12 protein-coding genes are annotated in these 18,813 nt (G+C 70.9%); 4 read left to right on the forward strand and 8 right to left on the reverse strand.

Features of this window, described 5'->3' with window-relative positions; genetic code table 11:
• Nucleotides 1–115 precede the first annotated feature (115 nt).
• The 5 genes from TsocGM_RS06105 to TsocGM_RS06125 form a co-directional block, all read right to left on the reverse strand.
• Complete coding sequence (locus TsocGM_RS06105) at nucleotides 116–967, reverse strand: cyclase family protein (protein WP_126724412.1); 852 nt, start codon at nucleotides 965–967, stop codon at nucleotides 116–118.
• Between the two features lie 418 nt (nucleotides 968–1,385).
• Nucleotides 1,386–3,794: a M1 family metallopeptidase gene (locus TsocGM_RS06110; RefSeq protein WP_126724413.1), complete on the reverse strand. Its 2,409-nt coding sequence runs from the start codon at nucleotides 3,792–3,794 to the stop codon at nucleotides 1,386–1,388.
• Between the two features lie 147 nt (nucleotides 3,795–3,941).
• Nucleotides 3,942–4,874 (reverse strand): DUF1571 domain-containing protein, encoded by a 933-nt coding sequence (locus TsocGM_RS06115; protein WP_126724414.1) that lies wholly within the window; start codon nucleotides 4,872–4,874, stop codon nucleotides 3,942–3,944.
• A gap of 821 nt (nucleotides 4,875–5,695) precedes the next feature.
• Nucleotides 5,696–7,090, reverse strand: a complete 1,395-nt coding sequence (locus TsocGM_RS06120) for a mandelate racemase/muconate lactonizing enzyme family protein (protein WP_126724415.1) — start codon at nucleotides 7,088–7,090, stop codon at nucleotides 5,696–5,698.
• A gap of 228 nt (nucleotides 7,091–7,318) precedes the next feature.
• Nucleotides 7,319–9,835: a S8 family serine peptidase gene (locus TsocGM_RS06125; protein WP_126724416.1), complete on the reverse strand. Its 2,517-nt coding sequence runs from the start codon at nucleotides 9,833–9,835 to the stop codon at nucleotides 7,319–7,321.
• A gap of 379 nt (nucleotides 9,836–10,214) precedes the next feature.
• Here TsocGM_RS06125 and TsocGM_RS06130 point away from each other — a divergent pair, with 379 nt between their 5' ends.
• On the forward strand, nucleotides 10,215–10,799 hold the full coding sequence (locus TsocGM_RS06130) for a hypothetical protein (RefSeq protein WP_126724417.1): 585 nt from the start codon (nucleotides 10,215–10,217) through the stop codon (nucleotides 10,797–10,799).
• Between the two features lie 75 nt (nucleotides 10,800–10,874).
• Here the strand turns inward: TsocGM_RS06130 and TsocGM_RS06135 are convergent, their stop codons facing one another.
• Complete coding sequence (locus TsocGM_RS06135; RefSeq protein WP_126724418.1) at nucleotides 10,875–12,653, reverse strand: COG1361 family protein; 1,779 nt, start codon at nucleotides 12,651–12,653, stop codon at nucleotides 10,875–10,877.
• An 86-nt stretch (nucleotides 12,654–12,739) separates the two neighbouring features.
• The gene (locus TsocGM_RS06140) at nucleotides 12,740–12,988 is read right to left on the reverse strand and encodes a hypothetical protein (RefSeq protein WP_126724419.1); all 249 of its coding nucleotides are present in this window, start codon (nucleotides 12,986–12,988) and stop codon (nucleotides 12,740–12,742) included.
• Between the two features lie 442 nt (nucleotides 12,989–13,430).
• On the opposite strand from TsocGM_RS06140, the gene thiD reads away from it, so the two are divergent.
• From thiD to TsocGM_RS06155, 3 genes are all read left to right on the forward strand, one after another.
• Nucleotides 13,431–14,288 carry a bifunctional hydroxymethylpyrimidine kinase/phosphomethylpyrimidine kinase gene (gene thiD, locus TsocGM_RS06145; RefSeq protein WP_126724420.1) on the forward strand — a complete coding sequence of 286 codons (858 nt, stop codon included), beginning with the start codon at nucleotides 13,431–13,433 and terminating at the stop codon, nucleotides 14,286–14,288.
• Nucleotides 14,289–14,611: 323 nt separating this feature from the next.
• Entirely contained in the window at nucleotides 14,612–15,538 is a 927-nt protein-coding gene (locus TsocGM_RS26440) for a hypothetical protein (RefSeq protein ID WP_199756707.1), read from the forward strand.
• Between the two features lie 810 nt (nucleotides 15,539–16,348).
• Nucleotides 16,349–17,296 carry a DNA integrity scanning protein DisA nucleotide-binding domain protein gene (locus TsocGM_RS06155; protein WP_126724421.1) on the forward strand — a complete coding sequence of 316 codons (948 nt, stop codon included), beginning with the start codon at nucleotides 16,349–16,351 and terminating at the stop codon, nucleotides 17,294–17,296.
• 202 nt (nucleotides 17,297–17,498) lie between these two features.
• Here the strand turns inward: TsocGM_RS06155 and TsocGM_RS06160 are convergent, their stop codons facing one another.
• Nucleotides 17,499–18,359, reverse strand: coding sequence for a response regulator (locus tag TsocGM_RS06160; RefSeq protein ID WP_126724422.1), 861 nt, complete (start codon nucleotides 18,357–18,359; stop codon nucleotides 17,499–17,501).
• Between the last annotated feature and the right edge of the window lie 454 nt (nucleotides 18,360–18,813).

Here is an 18,813-nt window from a genome sequence, read left to right on the forward strand (position 1 = left end):
AACGGCCTCCTCCCCGGAACGCACTCGGGGGTTTGGAGGACGGATGAGGGGCCCAGCCTCGGCGTCCCGGGACGGGGGCGCCGAGGGACGCATCGGCCGAGGGGGGGGAGGCGGCTCAGCGGCCGGCGGGAGGCTCGGGCAGGATGGCGACGATCCGGGTCGGGCCGCCGCTGCCGCCGCCGATCTTCATGGGGAAGGCGAGGACGACGGCGCCGGCCTCGGGGAGCCGGTCGAGGTTGGCGACGTTCTCCAGACCGAACAGGCCGGCGCCGTTGAGGATCCGGTGCGTGGCGAAGTCCTTCGAGGGGCCGTGGTCGAGGCTCGCCGTGTCCAGCCCGACTCCCGAAACGGCCCGCTCGGTCGCCAGCCAGCGGGCGGCGTCGGGGCCGATGCCGGGGAAGTGGAGGTTGGCGACGTCGCCGGGGGCATCGGTTCCCAGATAGCGCTTCTTGTCGGGCCAAAAGGTTCCGAATCCGGTGCGGACAAGGACGATTGCCCCGTCGGGGATGCGGCCGTGCTCGGCCTCCCAGGCGGTCAGATCCTCGACGCGGAGCTGATAATCGGGGTCGGCGGCGCAGGCCTCGGTCACGTCGACCACGGCGGCGGGGCCGATCAAGCGTCGGATCGGGATCTGATCGGCCGTCTCCTGCCCTTCGGCGAAGTGGATCGGGGCGTCGAGGTGGGTCCCGCCGTGCTCGCTGCCGGCGTAGGTGGCGGAGGCGTACCAGCCTCCCTCGAGCACTCCCCAGCGGGTCCGCTCGTGGTGGAAGGGCTCGTCGAGCGGCCAGGAGATGGTCTGTTCGTCGAAGGTGTGGGTCAGGTCGATCGCCCGGCCCTGGAGCAGGGCCGCGAGCGCCTCGGCTTGCTCCAGATCACCCCCCTCCCCCCTCATCCCCAACGAGGCGATCAGGCCGGCCGCGAGGATCGTGGCGGCCAGCGTCGAGACGGTGCCGATCCGGTGTCGCATGGGACGGTCTCCCGGGGTTCGAGGCCCCGAGCCACCGGGAGCCGCCGCGACTCCCGGCACGGACTCGGCCGGTCGGCGTCCCCGATTCCAGGGGCCTCGCGGTTCGTCAGCCGGTCGAGCGCGGCAGCCGCGAACGGCTTCATCTTACTCGCCGTCGCGTTGTCCGCCAGGTCCCGGAGCCGCCCGATCGCGTCCGGGGTGCCTGGAATTCCTGATCCGGTGGGGAGGACCTGTCCTCTCCGAAACCTCGGCGTCGGCGACGAGTTCGGCGACGATGCCCCTCAGACCGGACCCCGCCGGGATCAACCCGGATGAGACCGGGCCCCTTCGGGGAAACCTCGGGGATCGGGCGGTCCGGGGCCTGGCCGCGGGATCGCCGGGGGCGGACGGCGGCTCCCGGCGATGGCGAGCGGAGCGGTCAATTGCCGTCGTCGGAGTCGTCGTCCCGCTGGCCGGGCTCCTCCGACTCGGCCTCCTGCTTCTTCTCCTCCTCGGCCTTCTGGGCCCGGCGCATGGGGTTGTCGCCGCCTCGGCGAGCGGACTTGAACAGCTCGAAGCGGGTGGGGACGGCGCGGGGGGGCCAGTGGTTGTTGTCGAGGTCGACGTCGGCGGTCTCCAGGTGCGGGTCGAGGGTGATCGAGGCGATCTCCTTCTCGGTCAGCAGCAGCTTGGAGACCTTCTCGGAGTTCCGGCGCCAGATCTCGGCGGGGATGCGGACCTCCTCGGTGGTGCCGTCCTCGAACTGGAGCTCGAGGATCACGGGCATGACCAAGCCGCCGAGGTTGGCCAGGTCAACGACGTAGAAGTTGGCCTCGGTCCGCAGGAGCTCCTTCTCCTCGTCGGAGAGGCCGGCGAGGAACTTCTCGAAGGCTTGCGTCTCGTCCTCGGTGACGGCGAGCTCGTCGTACTCGTTGTAGAAGTCCCTCAGGCCGGGCTTCTCGTCGACGAGCTTGGGCAGGTCCTTGTTGCGCTGCTGGGAGAGGGTGGTGGGCTCCTCGTCGCGCTTCTTGCGTTCGAGGGCCTTCCTCACCTCGGGGTCGCCGGTGTCGATGGCAAAGAGCTTCACGTCATCGATGGCGATATCCACATGATCGGTGGTGTAGAACCAGCCGCGCCAGAACCAGTCGAGGTCGGTGCCGGAGGCGTCTTCCAGGGAGCGGAAGAGGTCGGCCGGCTGGGGGCGCTTGAACTTCCAGCGGCGGGCGTATTCGCGGAAGGCGTAGTCGAACAGCTCCCGGCCGAGGATGCTCTCGCGGAGGATGTTCAGCGCCGTGGCGGGCTTGGCATAGGCGTTGTTGCCGAACTGGAGGATCGTCTCGCTGTTGGTCATGATCGGCACCTGGTCGGTGCTGCGCATGTAGGAGACGATATCCTTGGGCTCGCCGCGCCAGGAGGGGTAATTCTCCTCCCACTCCTGCTCGGCGAGGTACTGGAGGAAGGTGTTGATTCCCTCATCCATCCAGGTCCACTGGCGCTCGTCGCTGTTGACGATCATCGGGAAGTAGTTGTGGCCGACCTCGTGGATGATGACGGAGATCAGCCCGTACTTCGTCCGCTCGGAGTAGGTGCCGTCTTCCTCCGGCCGGGGGCCGTTGAAGCAGATCATCGGGTACTCCATCCCGCCGACCGGCCCGTTGACCGACTGGGCCACCGGATACGGGTACTCGAACGTATAGCGCGAGTAGACGTTCAGGGTGTGGATGATCGCGGCGGTCGAGTACTTGCTCCAGAGCGGCTCCCCCTCGTTCGGGTAGAAGGACATGGCCATCACCTGGTTGCCGCCGACGTCGTGTCCCTGGGCGTCCCAGATGAACTTGCGGGACGAGGCGAAGGCGAAGTCGCGGACGTTCTCGGCGCGGAAGATCCAGGTCTTCTTGCCGGAGGGCTTGGACTTCTCGTTCTCCTTCGCCTCCTCGGGGGTGACGATGAAGACGGGAGCGTCGGCGGTCCTTGCCTGCTCCAGGCGCTCGATCCATTCGGGCTTGAGCACATCTTCCGGATTGACCAAGACGCCGGTGGCCGAGACGACGTGGTCGTCGGGGACGGTGATGCGGACGAGGTAGTCGCCGAATTCCAGGGTGAACTCGCCGGAGCCGAGGAACTGCTTGTGCTGCCAGCCGTTGACGTCGGTGTAGGCGGCCATGCGGGGGAACCACTGGGCGATCTCGTAGATGCAGTTGCCGTCCTGCTCGAAGTACTCGAAGCCGGTCCGGCCGCCGATGACGTCGGAGTCGTTGATCGCGTAGTCCCAGGAGACGGAGAAGACGAACTGCTCGCCGGTCTGCAACGGGGCGGGCAGGTCGATGCGCATCATGGTCTTGTTGATGGTGTACGCCAGCGGGTCGCCGGAGGAGGCCTCGACGCTGCGGATGTTCACGCCGCCGTCGAAGCCGCGGCGGGCGAGCAGGCGACGGAGGGCATCGAACGGGACTCGGCCGTCCAGATTGGGGGCGGTGGCGGTGGTGACGGCGTCGGCGTCGGGGCGGAAGTGGTTCGGGTCGAGCTGGAGCCAGAGGTAGCCGAGGGGGTCGGGAGAGCTGTTGGTGTAGGTGATCGTCTCTCGGCCGATGATGCGGCGGGCCTCGTCGTCGAGTTCCACGTCGATGACGTGGTCGGCCCGCTGCTGCCAGTAGCCTCGGCCGGGGGCGCCGGAGGCGGTGCGGGCCTCGTTGGGGGTGGGGAGGATCTCCTCCAGTTGGCGGAACTTGTCTTCCTGCCGGTACTTCTCGTTCTTGATCTGGCCCGAGGCCGCCGGGGACAGCAGCAGGAGGGCGAGCATCGGGGCCATCGCCGCCGGGACTCGGCGGGTCCGGGTCGTGGTGCGCATCGTCGTTCGACTCGAAGGTGCGGGTTCGTTGCGGCGGCTGGGCGCCGGGGCGCCCGCGATCGGATGAGCCCGGTCGGGAGAGGGCTTTCGATCTTGGGGGCCGCGACCCCCGGTGTCAAGCAAGCCGGGGAGGATCCGGGCGGAGGGTCAGCGGAAGCGGTAGCGGGGGTTGGTCGGGTCGAAGTCGAGGTCGACGGGGGAGGCGTCGGGGTCGAACGACTCGACGATGTAGCAGCCTCCCAGGGGGGGAGGGGTGCCGGGGGAGTCGGGCCAGTCGTGGTAGCGGTAAGAGCGGGGCAGGAGGGTCTCGGGGTCGAAGCGGACCTCGACGCGGGCGAAGGGGCGGCCGTCGGCGGGGGCGTCGTAGCGCTGGACGGAGCGGAGCTCGGTCCGGCCGTCCTCCCCCTCGACCCGGTCGAGCACGACCGAGGCGCCGGGGTCCTCCCGGTCGCGGTCGGCGGCGTCGAGGAGGCGGCGGGCGACCGGCAGCAGGCCGGCCTCGGTGATCGGGAAGCGACTCTGCGACATCGCCAGCGGAGACTCCGGGTGCAGCTCGATCGGCGGCACGAGCAGGCCGAGCAGCCCTCCGCCGGGATGCGAGAGCAGCTTACCGCCCCGGAGGCCCTCCACGTAGATGATCTCGCAGCCCTCGTCCACGCCGATGTCCTTCAGGTAGACCGACGCGGGCCGATGCCGCACCTTCATCTGCAGCCTCTGCTCCCGGAGCCAGGAGCCGCCGACCCGCTCTCGGCGGCGGATGATCGCCTCGTAGCCGTCGAGCCGCTCCAGGCGGCCGACCAGGGCGAGCATCGCTCGGTGGAGCCTCCGCTTCGCCTCGGGACCGGTCAGGGGGCCGTCGGGCCAGCCGACGGGAGAGAGGGGGTCGGGGGCCGGCCCGGCCTCCGAGACGGGAAGCTCGGGGGCCGGGGCCCAGGACGACGAGGGTGCCCCCGCCGCGTCAATCGGCGCCGAGACCATCCAGCGCACGCCGGCCGCCAGCACGACCGGGGAGATCGCCAGCAGGACGATCCCTCGCCATCTCCTCGCCGAAGCCCTGAGCCGATCGCTGCCCTGCCCCATCTCGCCTCGGTCCTCGGTGCGGCCGACGATCGGGGCCGACCACCCGCCGCCCGGCTCCTGCCCGCGTCGTCCTGCCGGGACGCCCCCGCGCCGATCGCTCCGGTCGCGGAGCCCGGCCCCGATCCCGAGGGAATCCGGCCCGGGAGGTCGGCCCTCGCCGCCGGGGTCGGGGGTGTGCATGGAATCCCATTCTAGAGCAACGGGCAGGCCGAGACGACCATCGAACGCCCACCCCTGCCGATTTCCCCCCGGCTCTCCCGCTTGCCCCGGCACTCGCCTCGCATGCCGGCCTCCTCGCCCGGCACGGCCCGGATCCGGGAGCGGCGCGCGCCGGAACGATTCCTCAACCATTAACCCCCAAAGAAGTTACGCAAGCACAATGGCTTCGTTCCGTCTCGGTTCGACCGGGGTGTCCCCGCCGCTCCGGGGGCCGATCGGCGGGGAGGAGAGGACCGAGCGGTGCGCCGCCAATCCCCGGCGGGTGCGCGCGGGCCCCATTCCGGATCTTGTTTTTCAACATGAAGTTGCGGCAACACAATGGCTTCGTTCCGTCGCGAGGTGCGCCGGATGATGCCTCGAGTCGTCGTCAGGCTGGGGAGGGAGGCGGGGCGCCCCGGCGGTCGGGGGGGATCCAGGTGCACGGTCGTCGAGCTTGCCAAAGAGCGGGGCGGACGGAGGGCGCCCCGGGGAAGGCGACTCCCCTGTCCAGATGATCGGAAGCCGGGCGGTTGGCGGTGACCCGGCCTCCGATCGGGCCGTCCCGGGGTCGACCCGGCCCGGGCTTCCCCGGGCCGGAGGAGCAACCGCCGAGGACTCCGGGATCAGCGTTCCAGGAACGGGCCCTCGGATCGGGCGCGCTGGTAGCGGGAGCGCCAGAGGTCGGAGCCGTCGTCGGGCACCAGGCGGGAGTCGACTCCCCGCTCGAAGTAGGGGATGACGCCGGCGTTGGCGGCGGTGAGCATGAAGTTGACTCGGCCGGTGTTGGCGGTGTACATGCGTCGGCCATCGGGCCAGGAGGTTTCGATCAGGCGGGGGGGATCGGGGCGCTCGGCGGGCTTCTCGACGCGGTAGCGGTCCAGCGCGTCTCGGTCGAGCTCGAAGCCGAGGCCGGGGCCGGTGGGGATGGCGGAGCGGCCTTCCTTGACGACGATGGGTTCCTTCAGCAGCCGGCTGGCGAAGAGCTGGTGGCAGTTGACGGCCGGCCAGGTGGCGTGGCTGAGCACGGCGCCGCAGTGCAGCGACCAGGCGGCGGTGATGTCGGAGCCGACCAACTGGAGCCAGAACGGCAGATCCGCCGTGGCGGCCACGGCGCCGGTGTCGATCAGTCGGCTGGCTCCTCCGCCGACGACGAAGCCGTCGCAGACGTCCCGCTTGATGACGACGGCCGGCCGGGGAGTGCCGTAGTGCAGCGCCAGCGGGGTTTCGACCTCCTGGCGGATGCGGACGTTCCCCTCGACGTCCGACTGGGGAATGGGAGTCTCGAAGATGGCGACCTGGGGGGTCTGCTCCAGCTCCTTGAGGATGGGGAGGCCGCGATCGGCGGTGAGCAGGGTGTCGTTGAAGTCGACGCCGATCTTGAAGTCCTTGGGGAGGGTGTCCCGGACGGCGTCGGCGCAGGCCCAGATGTCGAACCAGGGGCGGCCCTTGGTCTTCATGGCGAGGTAGCCCTGCGCGAGGGCCTCCTTGCACTCGGAGACCCAGTCGGCCGGCGGGATGTCGATGTTCCACCACGACAGGGGAGTGGTGTCGTGGACCTGCTCGCCGAGCAGGCGGTGCAGCGGCACGTCGAGGGCGCGGGCAACGGCGTCGAAGAGGGCCTGCTGGAGCCCCGAGCCGAGGGAGTCGTCCCACATCAGGGCGGCGGCGTTCTGGCCCTGGGCTCGGGCGACGTCCTCGTCGCTGGTGACGCCCCAGGTGTAGTAGAGCATCGTCTCGCCGAAGCCGACGTGGCCGGAGCCGAGGGTGACCTCGCAGATTTCGAACAGATCCCAGTGCGGGATCTCCCGGGCCATCGCCCGGCCGGGCGTCTCTCGGAAGGGGAGGCGGACGGTGGTGCGCTCGATCTTCTCGACGCGGAAGTCGGCCCCCCGGGCCTTTCGGGCGGCCCAGGCGCGGGGGCCGGAGCCAGCGAGGGTGGCCGCCAGCGCAAGGCCCGAGGCGCCGAGGAAGCGGCGACGGTCGATCAGGGCGGCGGAACGTCGGCGGTCGGTCGGCATGGGAGGCCCTCGCTCGGCTCGGGTTCCGGTCGGTCGGGGGACGGGTCGGGTCGGCCCGGGATCTCCAACCTTTGTGCAACAGGCGTAGTCTACGGCCGTCGCCGCGACGGCTCAACGAGGGACCGCGGGGGGAAGGAAGCGCGCGCGACCGGGCCGGATCGCGGGGGAGGGGCGTGCCCCCGGATCCGGCCCGGTCGCCTCGGACGACGGCCCCAGAGGGGCGGTCGGTCAGCGGATGGTGAAGTTGACCGCGACCGGCTCGGTGAGGTGAATGCCGTACCGGCTTCGGATCGCGGTGCCGATGGACACCGAGTAGTCCCCCGAGGCCGACTGGCTGGGCAGCCGGATGTCGAACTGGGTGTCGTTGGTCCCGTCCACCGGCCGGACCCGCTCGACGGTGATCAAGCCGCTGGGGCCGGTCGCCGTGATGAACTGGGGCAGGAACCAGTAGGGGGCCATCGGGCGGTCGAACGTCACTCGGACGATGCGGACCGGGCCGTTGATTGTCCCTCCCGGCAGGGCGGAGGCGAGCTGGGGGGCCGCCGAGGTGTCGAGGATGGTGAAGGAGGCCTCATGCGGGGCCTCCATCATCGCGCCGGCCAGGTCGGCGATGTTCGGGCCGATCTGGAGGGTGTAGGTCCCCTCCTGGGACTGCGACGGGATGATGATGGAGAACTCCGACGGGCCGGCCTGGTGGATGCGGCTCGGGGTGATCGACCCGCCGGGCCCGGAGAGGCTCACGTCGTCGACGGTGAAGCTGCTGGCGTCGATGGCCTCGGAGAAGGTCACCCGGAGGACCCGCACCGGGCCGGAGACCGTCGAGCCGGGGCTCACCGAGGAAACCGAGGGCGCCGAGACGGCGCCGAGGGTGAAGTGGAAGGAGGCGGCCGAGGCCAGCGCGTTGCCGGCCAGGTCGGTGATCTGCCGGCCGATCCTCACGAGGTAGTCGCCGTCGGCCGACTGCTCGTCGATCGCGAGGTCGAAGAGCGTGCCGCCGCCGGCCGGGTCGATCGACGAGACGTTCACCGCGCCGTTCGGGCCGAGGATCTGGAAGTCCTGGGCGGACATGCTGGTGATGTCCATCGGCTCGGAGAAGGACAGCTGGAGGACCGAGACCGGGCCGGTCGTGGCTCCCGAGGGGGTGGCCGAGACGAACGTCGGCGGTGAGGAGTCTCGGATGGTGACGCTGCCGACGTAGGCCGAGGTCATCGTCTGGCTGGTCAACGGGTTGAGGATGTCGGGGCCGATCGTCACGCCGTAGGAGCCGACGGCCGACTGGGCCGAGGCGAGGACGATGTCGAACAGTTGGTCGTTGCTGTCGGGCACGGCCCGGACCTGCTGGACCGAAACCGAGTTGCTGGACGGGTCGGTGACGGCGACATCGGAGGCGTCGAAGCTCGTCGGGTCGATCGGGAAGGTGAAGGAGGTGCGGATGACCCGGATCGGCCCGCTGACGGCGACGCCCGGCAGCAGACCGGAAACCCGGGGGCCGAGCTCGGTCAGGGCCCGGCCGACGTCGATCCGGCCGCCGGTGGCGACGTATTCCTCGAACCCCTCGATCGGATCGACCGTCGCGAGCAACTGGGCCTTGATCTGCGCCCCCGTCCAGCTCGGGAACTCCGCCTTCAGCAGGGCGGCGGCCCCGGAAACCTGCGCCGCGGCCTGGGAGGTGCCGCTGAGGAAGCTGTAGGTGTTGCCTGGCGTGAGACTCAGGATGCTGACGCCCGGGGCGACGACGTCGACGCTGGTCGCACCGGAGTTGGAGGTGCTCGACAGGTTGTCGTTGCGGTCGGTCGCGGCCACCGAGATGATGCCGTTGGAGGCGTAGGAGGCCGGGTACCGCGGCGTCGTGTCGTTGTCCTGGGCGTCGTTGCCGGCCGAGGCGACGATGAGCACGCCGGCCGAGACGGCGGCGTCGATGGCGTCGGAGACGGCCTGGCTGAAGTTGGGGGACTCGAAGCTCATGTTGATGATGTCGGCACCGTTGGCCACGGCGTACTCGATGGCCGAGACGATGTCGCTGCTGCTGGTGCCGCTCGGGCCGATCACCCGCAGCGGCATGATGCTGACCGACCAGTTGATGCCGGCCACGCCGATCGCGTTGTTGGAGAGGGCGCCGATGATGCCGGCCATGTGGGTGCCGTGGCTGTCGTCATCCTGGGGGATGTTGTCGCCATCGACGAAGTCCCAGCCATTGACGTCGTCAACGTAGCCGTTGTTGTCGTCGTCGATGCTGTTGTTGGGGATCTCTCCGATGTTGGTCCAGATGTTGCCGGCGAGCTCGACGTGGCTGGTATCAACGCCGGTGTCGATGATGGCGACCGTCACATCGCTTGATCCGGTCGTCACATTCCAGGCCGTCTCGATGCCGATGTCGGCGCCGATGGAGCCGCCGCTCTGGCCGGTGTTCCGCAGGAAGTACTCGAGGGAGAAGTAGGGGTCGTTGGGGAGGGAGGCGGTGCGGTACGAGGTGGAGTCCGGCTCGGCGAACCGGACGCCCGGGGCGGTGCGGAACGAGGCGACGGCCTCGTCAACCCCGACGCCCTCGGGCAGGGTGATGACCTCGACACCAGCCGGGCGCCCGGACGCCTGCGGATCCTGCCAGCCGACCAGGATGCGACCCGGGGCGTAAGAGCCGGGGGAGATCGTCGGCCCCCGGCCCTCGCCGAGGCCTCCGCTGAGCAGAGTACGCTCTTCCAGCCGCTCGAGTCGGAACGGCCGGGATCCGGGTCGTCGAACGCGCATCGTCGCGCCTCCTCAGAGAAACCGACCGCCGCACGAGAGAGGTCGGGCGTCAAATCGATGGCGACGGAAATCGCCGGGGCAACCTCATCAGCAATCCGACCTCCCCTCGTGCGGTGGCCGGTCGGTTTCGCCCCGGGGCCTCTCCCGGAGGCTACATGGATGAACTAGGTTGCAGGGAGGAGAAGTCAAGTGAACCGCGCCTTCGAAATATGCGAAGCCGTTGCACTCTCGCCGCCGCCGCCCGAGAGCCCCGGGGCGGGGGTCCCCCGTTGCCGGGCCGTCGGGGCGTTGCGAAGATCAATGGCCGGCCCGTCCCGGCCCGTCCCGGGACGGGACGGGGCCGGCCGACGTCGATCGATTCTCGCGAAAGGATCGGAACATGATCGGGCGATTCGTACTCGGTGCGGTGCTGGCGACCGTCGGCGCGGGGGGGATCGGGCCGGGCGGCCCCGAGGCGGCGAGGGGGCAGGACGTGGTCCCCGGACGCGGGCCGCTGGGGGGAGCCTCACCCAGGGTGGCGGCGGCCCGGCAGATCGCGACGATCCTCAGGGAGGGGGTGGAGGTCGACGCCGATCAGCTCATCGCCGGGCTGCCGGCCGCCTCGGAACTGGCGAGCCGCCGCTCGGAGATCGCCGAACAGATGATGGAATTCGCGCTGGTGAAGTTCGTCGAGCCCCCCTCGCCGACCGCCGAGCGCGGCACCTTCCACGCCGCGATCATGGACTACCTGGAATGGTCCTCCCGGCGGCTCGACGCGACGCTGGAGCGAGCCGGCTCGGACGACGACCGGCGCAAGGCGATGGCCGGAGAGGTCGCCAAGCTGCGCCGGCTGGAGGAGGTCTACCGGGAGCTGGCCAACGCCGAGGGGGTGGCCATCTCCCCCCAGAACCTGCTGGAACTGGAGTTCGAGCGGGTGGAGCTGGAATCGAGGCTGGTGCGGCTCGTCGGCGGAGGGGAGCGCTGATCGGAACGAAACGACGGCCGGGCCCGCGAGGGACCCGGCCGTCGATCGATCGAATCGGGTAGGACCGGGGGGCGATCAGTTCGAGCCGCCGCCCTGGCCCTGATTGGTGTTCTCGTCATTCTTCTGGCTGTTGTCTCGATCCTGCCCCTGGTCGTTGCGAGCGGGGCGGGGGTCGACGCCCTCTCCGATCAGAACGGTGGGCTCGGCCTCGCGGGCGGGGACCCGGAGGAAGTCGCTGGCCAGCTCGGCGCTGGTGCTGACCTGGCCGGCGCGATTGGCCCGGGCGACGACCTCGAAGCGAGCCTCCTCGCCCGGAGCCAGGCGGTCGATCGGCTCGAAGCTCACCCGCTGGCCGTCGTGCTGGGCCTCGGTCATGCCGTCAGCGCGGACGAACTCGAGCGAGTCGGGCAGGGTGACGGTGAGCCGGACGTTGCTGTCGGCGCCGGAGCCCTGATTGATAATCGTCAGGACGTAATCGACATTCTCGCCGACGGGAACCTGGTCGTAGCGATCGACCAGCTCGAGCAGCAGCGCGGGCAGAGTCACCAGCTCGACCTCGCGATTGACGGAGGCGGCGGCGGACTTGCGAATCTCCTCATCAGCACACGCCTTGGCATCGGCGCAGCGCGAGGTGACTTCGGCGACGTGGCGGAAGGTGAAGGCTTGCTGGCCCTGGCTGTCCTGACCGCCCTGCCGGTCGGCCTCGCCCTCGGCGGGGACGCGGTTGAGATCGACGGTGAAGCTGACGGCGGTCTCCTCGCCGGGCTCCAGGGTGCCGATGTCCCACCTCAGAGTGCGGTCGTCGGTCTGGCGGGGTTCGACGGAATTCAGGCTGGTGCGGCTGGTACGGATCAGTCGGGTGCGGGGATCGACGTCAACCTCGAGCCGGGTGTCCAGCGCCGGGCCGTCTCCCTCGTTGCGGACGGTCACGCGGTAGGTGGCCGGCTGGTTGAGGTACTGGGCCTCGGGGCCCTCCATCCTGACCGAGAGCCGGGCGGCGACGATCTGGGTGGAGGGGTTGTTAGACCGGGCGTGCAGCTCGCCGGCCTCGGCCACGGCCCGGCTGGCGAATCGGCCCGTGCGGGTGGCGCAGAGGTCAACGGTGAACTCCTTCGACTGGCCAGCCGGCAGCTCGCCGATCTCGTGGCGAACGGCGGTCTTGCCGTCCTCGGTCTGAAGGCCGTCGGGCAAGTCGTCGCTGACGACGACGTTGCGGACGTCGGCGGTACCGGTGTTCTTCACCGTGTAACGAAAGCGCAGCGGTTGGCAGATATCGGCGACCTCGGGCACAGCCTTGGTCACCTGGATCTCGGGCTTGGTGATGCGGGTCACCAGGCAGACCGTCGGGTTGTAGGAGACTCGAAAGCAGACGCCCGCGGTCCCCTCCCGCTCGGCGACTGCCCGGATGCGGAGTGTCTTCGACTCTCCCGGCTTCAGCTCGCCGATCCGGATGCCCTCGCCTTGCGGATCCCGGTTCTGTCGTCGCTCACCGGCCCGGGCCTGTTGGCCATCCTGCCTCTGGCCGGCCCGGGCCTGTTGGCCATCCTGCCCCTGGGCTGGGTGCTCGCCGACCTGGCTGCCCTCGATCGAGAAATACTGGGAGCCGTCGTGGCGGATCCGAATATCCTCCAGCGTGACGGCCTTGGCGATGTTCCGGACCGTCATCGCGTACTGAAATTGCTGACCAACCCGGACTTCCTCCGGGGCTTCGGCGCGAATCATCAGCAGGCTGGTCGACTCCTCTCCGGTCGGGAAGTAGAGGTCAACCTTCGAGTCCTGCCCAACCGCCGGGGAGACGGCCGCCGGAACCAGCGCCGCCAGACCGGCGGAGGCAATCCAATTCAAAATACGCACGTTATGATTCTCCTTTGTGTTTGAACCTGCGAAAACGCGATCGATTGACGTCTAGAGCGCCAAGACCCCGTTCGGACGAGGCCCGATCAGGGGGTGAGGCCGGGGTTCTCAGGCTCTTCAGTCACGGGCACATCAACGGCGGCACCCCCCTCGCCCGACCCGGCCGGAGTCCCGACCTCGGGGATGGCGATCTGGCCCGGCTCAGCAACCGGTGGACCGCCGGTGCCGGACCCGTCCTCGTTCTGGCCGCCGCAACCGGCGACCGGACCAACGAGCACGAGCATCAGGGGAAGGCTCAGGGCCGGAAGGCTCCTGATTCGGTCGGGTCGAGACATGGGCGTGGGTGCTCCTTCGGGGAATCAGCCCCGGCCCGCTCGGGGCCGAGACGCGGCGACACGACCGTCACCGATCGCTCATGAATCGTTGCGAACCCGATGCCGATTCGGCCTGTTCGAGCCGCTCACCGGCCCAATTCCGCCCGTTCCGGTCGCCAGGAGTGGCCTCGGAACGGCCCAACTCGCTCTGGGCACGATGCCCCCTGGTCCGGGTTCGACCAGCCTGGCCAGTCCGCCGTCAGGCGCCGGAACGGCTCATACCAAACCCAGAGAAACAATCACCCGCTTACGACTCTTGGCCGCGTTCGAATTCACGAGTGCCGATGGTTTCAACGCACGCCCCTGGCCTCGGTCGTGCCGGTCCGATAGGATCGGGCTCGGGGCGGCCGGCCGAAACCGATGGACCAGACGGCCGCCCGGAATCGGCCGGAGCGACCTCGCCATGCCCGAGCAGACCGCCTGCCTGACGATTGCCGGGAGCGACCCCAGCGGGGGGGCCGGCATCCAGGCCGACCTGAAGACCTTCGCCGCGCTGGGGACCTACGGCGCGGCGGCGATCACCGCGCTGACGGCCCAGAACACCACCGGGGTGCAGGGCGTGGAGCTGGTCGACCCGGCCTTCGTGGCCCAGCAGGTGGAGTCGGTGTTCGACGACCTGCCGGTGGCGAGCGTGAAGACGGGGATGCTCGGCTCGGCGGCGATCATCGCCGCGGTGGCCGACGCGATCGAGGCGCAGCTCGACCGCACTCCGGAGCTCCGCGTGGTGGTCGACCCGGTGATGGTCGCCCGCAGCGGGGATCCGCTGCTGGACCCCAAGGCGGTGCTCGTACTGCGGGACCGCCTGCTGCCGCTGGCCAGCGTGGTGACCCCCAACCGGCACGAGGCGAGCCTGCTGACCGGCACCGGGCCGATCGAGTCTCCCGAGGACCTGAGGAGGACGGCCTTCGCCCTGTTCGAGCTGGTCGGGCACCGGCCGGTGCTGGTCAAGGGGGGCCAGGCGCTGGCCGGGGCGCTGGACCTGCTGATCGACGGCCACGGCGCCGAGTTCCCCCTGGCGATCCCGGGGGCGCCGATCGTCACCCGGTCGACCCACGGGGCCGGCTGCACGCTCTCGGCGGCGATCGCCGCGCTGCTGGCCAAGGGGCACTCGCTGCGCGAGTCGTGCGCCGGGGCCAAGCGGTTCGTCTTCGGGGCGATCGAGCACGCCCCCGGGCTCGGCCGAGGAAACGGCCCGCTCGACCACCTCTGGCTGCGGAGGATCGACGAGCAGACCCGGGTGCGGGAGCGGGAGGAGGACTGACGGGCCGGGCCGGACCGGGCCGATCGGTCGAGGGAACGGGCCTCTCGCCAGAGCCCCGGGGAGCGGACCGGAACGACGGTCGGATCGGGAGCGATGGACGAATCGGGAGCGATGGGGGGCGGAGGGCCCGGGCCTGCCTCCCTCGGGCTGCCGCCGCCCTTCCCGTCGATCTCCTCTCGATCACGGGGGCGAACCGGCCCTGGCGGCATCGCGAGGGGCGCGGCGCCCACTGGTCGACCCGGGATCGCGTGGGTAAACTCGGCGCGTCTCCGCGTGATTGGGCGGAACCATCGGAACGATTGTCCAGACGGAAGGAGTCAGACGTGCACCGTTTCCTGACGGTCCTGTTCTCCCTGGTCCTGTGGCTTGGCCTCGGCGCGATCCGCCCGGCGGCCGCCCAGGAGGAGGAGCCGGCGCCGGCTCCGGCGGAGGCCACGCAGGAGTCCCAGGACGAGCCGACGCCGTCCGAGGCCCCGGCCGCCGCCGAGGAGGCCCCGGCCGCCCCGGCGACGAGCACCGGCGAGCTGCCGCCCGAGGTCCAGCAGAAGCGAGAGGCGGCGCTGAAGGCCGTGGCCGAGCTGATCGTCGCGGCCGAGAAGGCCGGGCTGGTCCAGACGAACGTCGACCCGCCGCCGATCCTCGACATCCTGATCCTTGGCCGCGCCTCGGACAAGACCGACCTGGAGGCCGCCAAGGACAAGACCGACACGCAGGTCGGCTTGGTCAACCCCGAGGCCTTCGCCGCCTACTTCACCGGCTACGCCGAGCCTCCCGAGGGCCTGACCGCCCAGGCCAACGTCCGCATCCGCCAGCCCAGCGAGGGCCTGAAGGAGTTCTTCGACCAGCGCGCCGAGGCGCTCCGCCCCTACCTCGAGGCCGCCCGCTCCGCCTCCGCCGAGCCCGCCGCCGAGGAGCCCGCCCCCGCCCCGGCCGAGGAGCCCGCTCCGGCTGAGGAGCCCAAGACCGAGGAGCCCGCTCCGGCCGAGGAGCCCAAGACCGAGGAACCCGCTCCGGCCGAGGAGCCCAAGACCGAGGAGCCCGCTCCGGCCGAGGAGCCTGCCCCGGCCGAGGAGCCCAAGACCGAGGAACCCGCTCCGGCGGAGGAGCCGAAGGCCGAGGAGCCCGCTCCGGCCGAGGAGCCTGCCCCGGCCGAGGAGCCCAAGACCGAGGAACCCGCTCCGGCCGAGGAGCCTGCCCCGGCGGAGGAGCCGAAGGCCGAGGAACCCGCTCCGGCTGAGGAGCCGAACTGATCCCGGGTCGCTCGGGTGGCTGGCCATTCGAGGATCGTGGTGGCCCGGGTCGGATCGTCCTTGGATCCGGAAGGCCCCGTTCCGGGGTCGACAGGTCCCCGGGCCCCTGGCCAGTCATCCGCACACTCCGCCAGGAGCCGTCGGGAGACTCGACTCCGGTCGGGGGGATGACTGGCCACGCCCTCCTGGCCTGGCTCGGCGCCCTCGTTTTTGCCCGGTGATCCGATCGGGCCGGGGTTTCCCAACCCGACCCGCCCCGGATCGGCCCGGATCGGCCCGAGATTCCGATTCCGATGCGACTCCGCCCATCAGCCCGGTCGTTGGAGGGAGGGGCGGTGCCTGCTGATTCCTCGACTCCCTGGCGAAGCCGGCCATCGCCCGCCCTCCTGGAGACGCGCTCAGCCGGGGGGACCGTCTGGCGACTCGTCGCTTGGCCGATCTCGGGCCGGTGCCCGGCGCCCGGGTGGAACGACTCTCCTCCGGGAGCCGATCGGACCAGAGACGGCCCGGATCCGGATGCTGAGGACCGACCCGGCTGAGAGGGCTGGCCGGACCCGGCCGAGGTCTGCTGGGTCGCCTTTGGGGAATTCCCCATTTCCACAATTCCACCGTCTCCTTGGCAGATCCGCCTCGGGCTGGTAAGCTGCCGGGCTCTCGGGGGCGCGGGTTCGAGGGGTGTTCCGGCCGGGGCGATGGCCGACCGGGGAGCGTACCCATCGCGTTGCGATCGGGGTCCGTCCCCTGCATCTGCCGCTCGTCCTCTCGTCCGTCCTCTCGTCCGTCCGATCCCGGCCCGGGGGTCCCATCGCCGTGACGCCGTCCAGCGTGCTGAACAAGGCGACGACCGGTCTGCTGGAGATGGCCTGTGCGGCCGTCGACCAGCTCGGGGCCGCCGGCCTGCTGCTCCTGCCCGATGGCATCCTCGACTGGAAGGCGGTGCGCGAGGTCACCGGGAAGACCCGAGTGCTGGTGGCCGTCACCGAGCGTCAGCTCGCCGCCGTGGCCGAGGCGGGGCTGATCCCGGTCGAGGTGGAGCCGACGGAGGCGGGGATCGTCGAGCGGATCACGCTGGCGCTGATCGAGTCGGTGGCCAACGACCTGCTGCGCTCCGGGGCCCGGATCGTCGTCGCCTATGCCGCCTTCGACGCCGAGCTGGATTCGATCAGCACGATCCGACTGGGGGAGCGACTCGAGCGGCTCAGCTCCAGAGACCTTCGGGCGCTGGAGACGAGCGTTCCGTTCGAGACGCTCAAGGCCATCGTGGACGTCGCCGTGGCCGTCGGCCGGGAGGGGCGCGAGGGGAAGCCTGTGGGCACGATGATCGTGGTGGGAGACACTCGGGAGGTGCTGGCTCGCTCGCGGACCATCGGCTTCGACCCGGTCAAGGGCTACCGCCGCAAGGAGCGGAACATCCGGGATCCCCGGGTCCGCGAGGCGATCAAGGAGATCGCCCAGCTCGACGGCGCCATCATCGTCGCTCGGGATGGCACGGTGGAGGCCGCCTGCCAGCTCATCGACGCCCCCACCGCCGGGCTCGCCCTGCCCAAGGGCCTGGGCACCCGCCACTGGACCGCCGCGGCCATCACCAAGGCCACCACCGCCGTGGCGGTGGCCGTCAGCGAGTCGACCGGCACCGTCCGCCTCTTCCAGAACGGCGAGATCGTCCTCCGCATCGCTCCCATCGGCCGCGCCCGCGCCCTGAAGTGGACCGAGCCCGAAACCGAGCCGCCTCCCCCACGCTCGGAGAAGGGCGGCTGAGGAGGTCGATCGGTCAGGGCCGCTGGCAGGCCAGGGCCGGAGGCCCGCTGATGCGGGCGGTCGCTCCGAGCGGACGGCTCGAGCGGGAGGGCCTTGTGCCGACCCCGTCCTCTCCGCCCCGACACTCCGTCCTCGAAGGACTCCGGCGAGAGCCATCCCGGATCGGCCGCCCGTCCTCCTCTCCTTGCCGGCGGTGCGGCCCCTAGCCGGGTCGGGGCCCAGAGGGCGACTCGGCGCGGCGCGGCGGGCAGGACGCCGCCAGGGCGCTTCGGATGGCGGCCTCGAGGGTGGGATAGTCGATCGGCTTGACCAGGCGGGCGGCGAAGGGGGCGTCGCCGGGGGGGAAGGTGCGCGAGTCGAAGCCGGAGAGGGCGACGACGGGGACGTCGACGACGGTTCTCAGCAGGCGAAGCAGGTCGGCGCCGGTGCCGTCGGGCAGGTCGAGGTCGGTGATGACGCAGTCGATCCGGTCCAGCGGCGCGGCCATCGCGGCGGCGACGCTGTGGGCGACCGAGACGTCGAAGCCGTCGAAGCGGAGCAGCTCGGCCATCAGCTCGGTGGCCGCCTGGTCGTCGTCGACAACCAGCAGATGCCCGCGCCGGGGCGATGGGTCGGATCGGGCCGGCGAGCGGGGCGGGGCGGTTTGCCCCGGCTCGGGATTGGCCGCTTGGCCCCGGGGCGATTGCCGGTCGCAAGCCCCTGGGCCGGACGGGCCGGGGAGCCCGGCCTTCTCCCGGCCGCCGCCGTTGCCGGCCCTCAGCCCGCAGACCAGCAGGCCGACGCTCAGGAGGCTCGATCCCGCCCCGGCGGGGGACGAGAGCCGATCGCGCCCGATCCCCTGGAGGACCCGGGCGGAGGCCTCGAGCAACAGCGCTCCCGCTGGGAAGGCGCCGAAGGCCCACCCGCAAAGCAGGACCCCGGGCACGACGAGCAACGCCAGGGCCAGGACCCGGGTCCAGGTTGCCGCGTCCCGGCCGGGGGACGTTGGGATCGTGGTCCGGGCGACGACGGACGCCGCGCGGAAGCCGTCTCTCGCCCGGGACAGGCGGGCCGTCCGATCCATCGGCGATGCTCCATCCCTGGTGCCGAGGAGCCGCCAGGCGAAACCTCGCCCGCGCTCGGTTCGCGTTGCGCAACGACTCGCACCGGCGATTCCCCGACTCGGCTTGATCGCTCCGGAACCACGATCGCCGGTGTGACCATCGTATGTCGAGCCCGATCCCCCCGGCAAGGGGCGTTCGCTCGATTCGCCGATTCGCCCGCCGGGTGGCCGGGCAAGCGAGGCCGGGATAGACTGGGGCAACGTCCCGCTCCCCCGCCCTCGGAGGGGGCGATGGCCAACCGGCGGAGGGCGCAGCGCGGAGGGCGGTCGAAGGGTCGCCGTTGGCGGAACGATGGCTTGGGAGCCCGAGGGACCTGGACGGCCAGTCCCCTGGGGGCCCCGTTGGCGGGGAACCGAGTCCTGAGGCCTGGAGAGGCCGGGATCGACACGACGCCGGCCTCCCCGGCCCTCGAGC

This window comes from Tautonia sociabilis (assembly GCF_003977685.1).
Classification (GTDB): domain Bacteria; phylum Planctomycetota; class Planctomycetia; order Isosphaerales; family Isosphaeraceae; genus Tautonia; species Tautonia sociabilis.

Excerpts from the sequence above, each read along its gene's own strand:
- TsocGM_RS06125 (WP_126724416.1), bottom strand. The coding sequence starts at position 9,835 with ATGCGCGTTCGACGACCCGGATCCCGGCCGTTCCGACTCGAGCGGCTG.
- TsocGM_RS06130 (WP_126724417.1), top strand. The coding sequence starts at position 10,215 with ATGATCGGGCGATTCGTACTCGGTGCGGTGCTGGCGACCGTCGGCGCG.
- TsocGM_RS06110 (WP_126724413.1), bottom strand. The coding sequence starts at position 3,794 with ATGCGCACCACGACCCGGACCCGCCGAGTCCCGGCGGCGATGGCCCCG.
- TsocGM_RS06105 (WP_126724412.1), bottom strand. The coding sequence starts at position 967 with ATGCGACACCGGATCGGCACCGTCTCGACGCTGGCCGCCACGATCCTC.
- TsocGM_RS06115 (WP_126724414.1), bottom strand. The coding sequence starts at position 4,874 with ATGGGGCAGGGCAGCGATCGGCTCAGGGCTTCGGCGAGGAGATGGCGA.
- TsocGM_RS06160 (WP_126724422.1), bottom strand. The coding sequence starts at position 18,359 with ATGGATCGGACGGCCCGCCTGTCCCGGGCGAGAGACGGCTTCCGCGCG.
- TsocGM_RS06140 (WP_126724419.1), bottom strand. The coding sequence starts at position 12,988 with ATGTCTCGACCCGACCGAATCAGGAGCCTTCCGGCCCTGAGCCTTCCC.
- thiD (WP_126724420.1), top strand. The coding sequence starts at position 13,431 with ATGCCCGAGCAGACCGCCTGCCTGACGATTGCCGGGAGCGACCCCAGC.
- TsocGM_RS06120 (WP_126724415.1), bottom strand. The coding sequence starts at position 7,090 with ATGCCGACCGACCGCCGACGTTCCGCCGCCCTGATCGACCGTCGCCGC.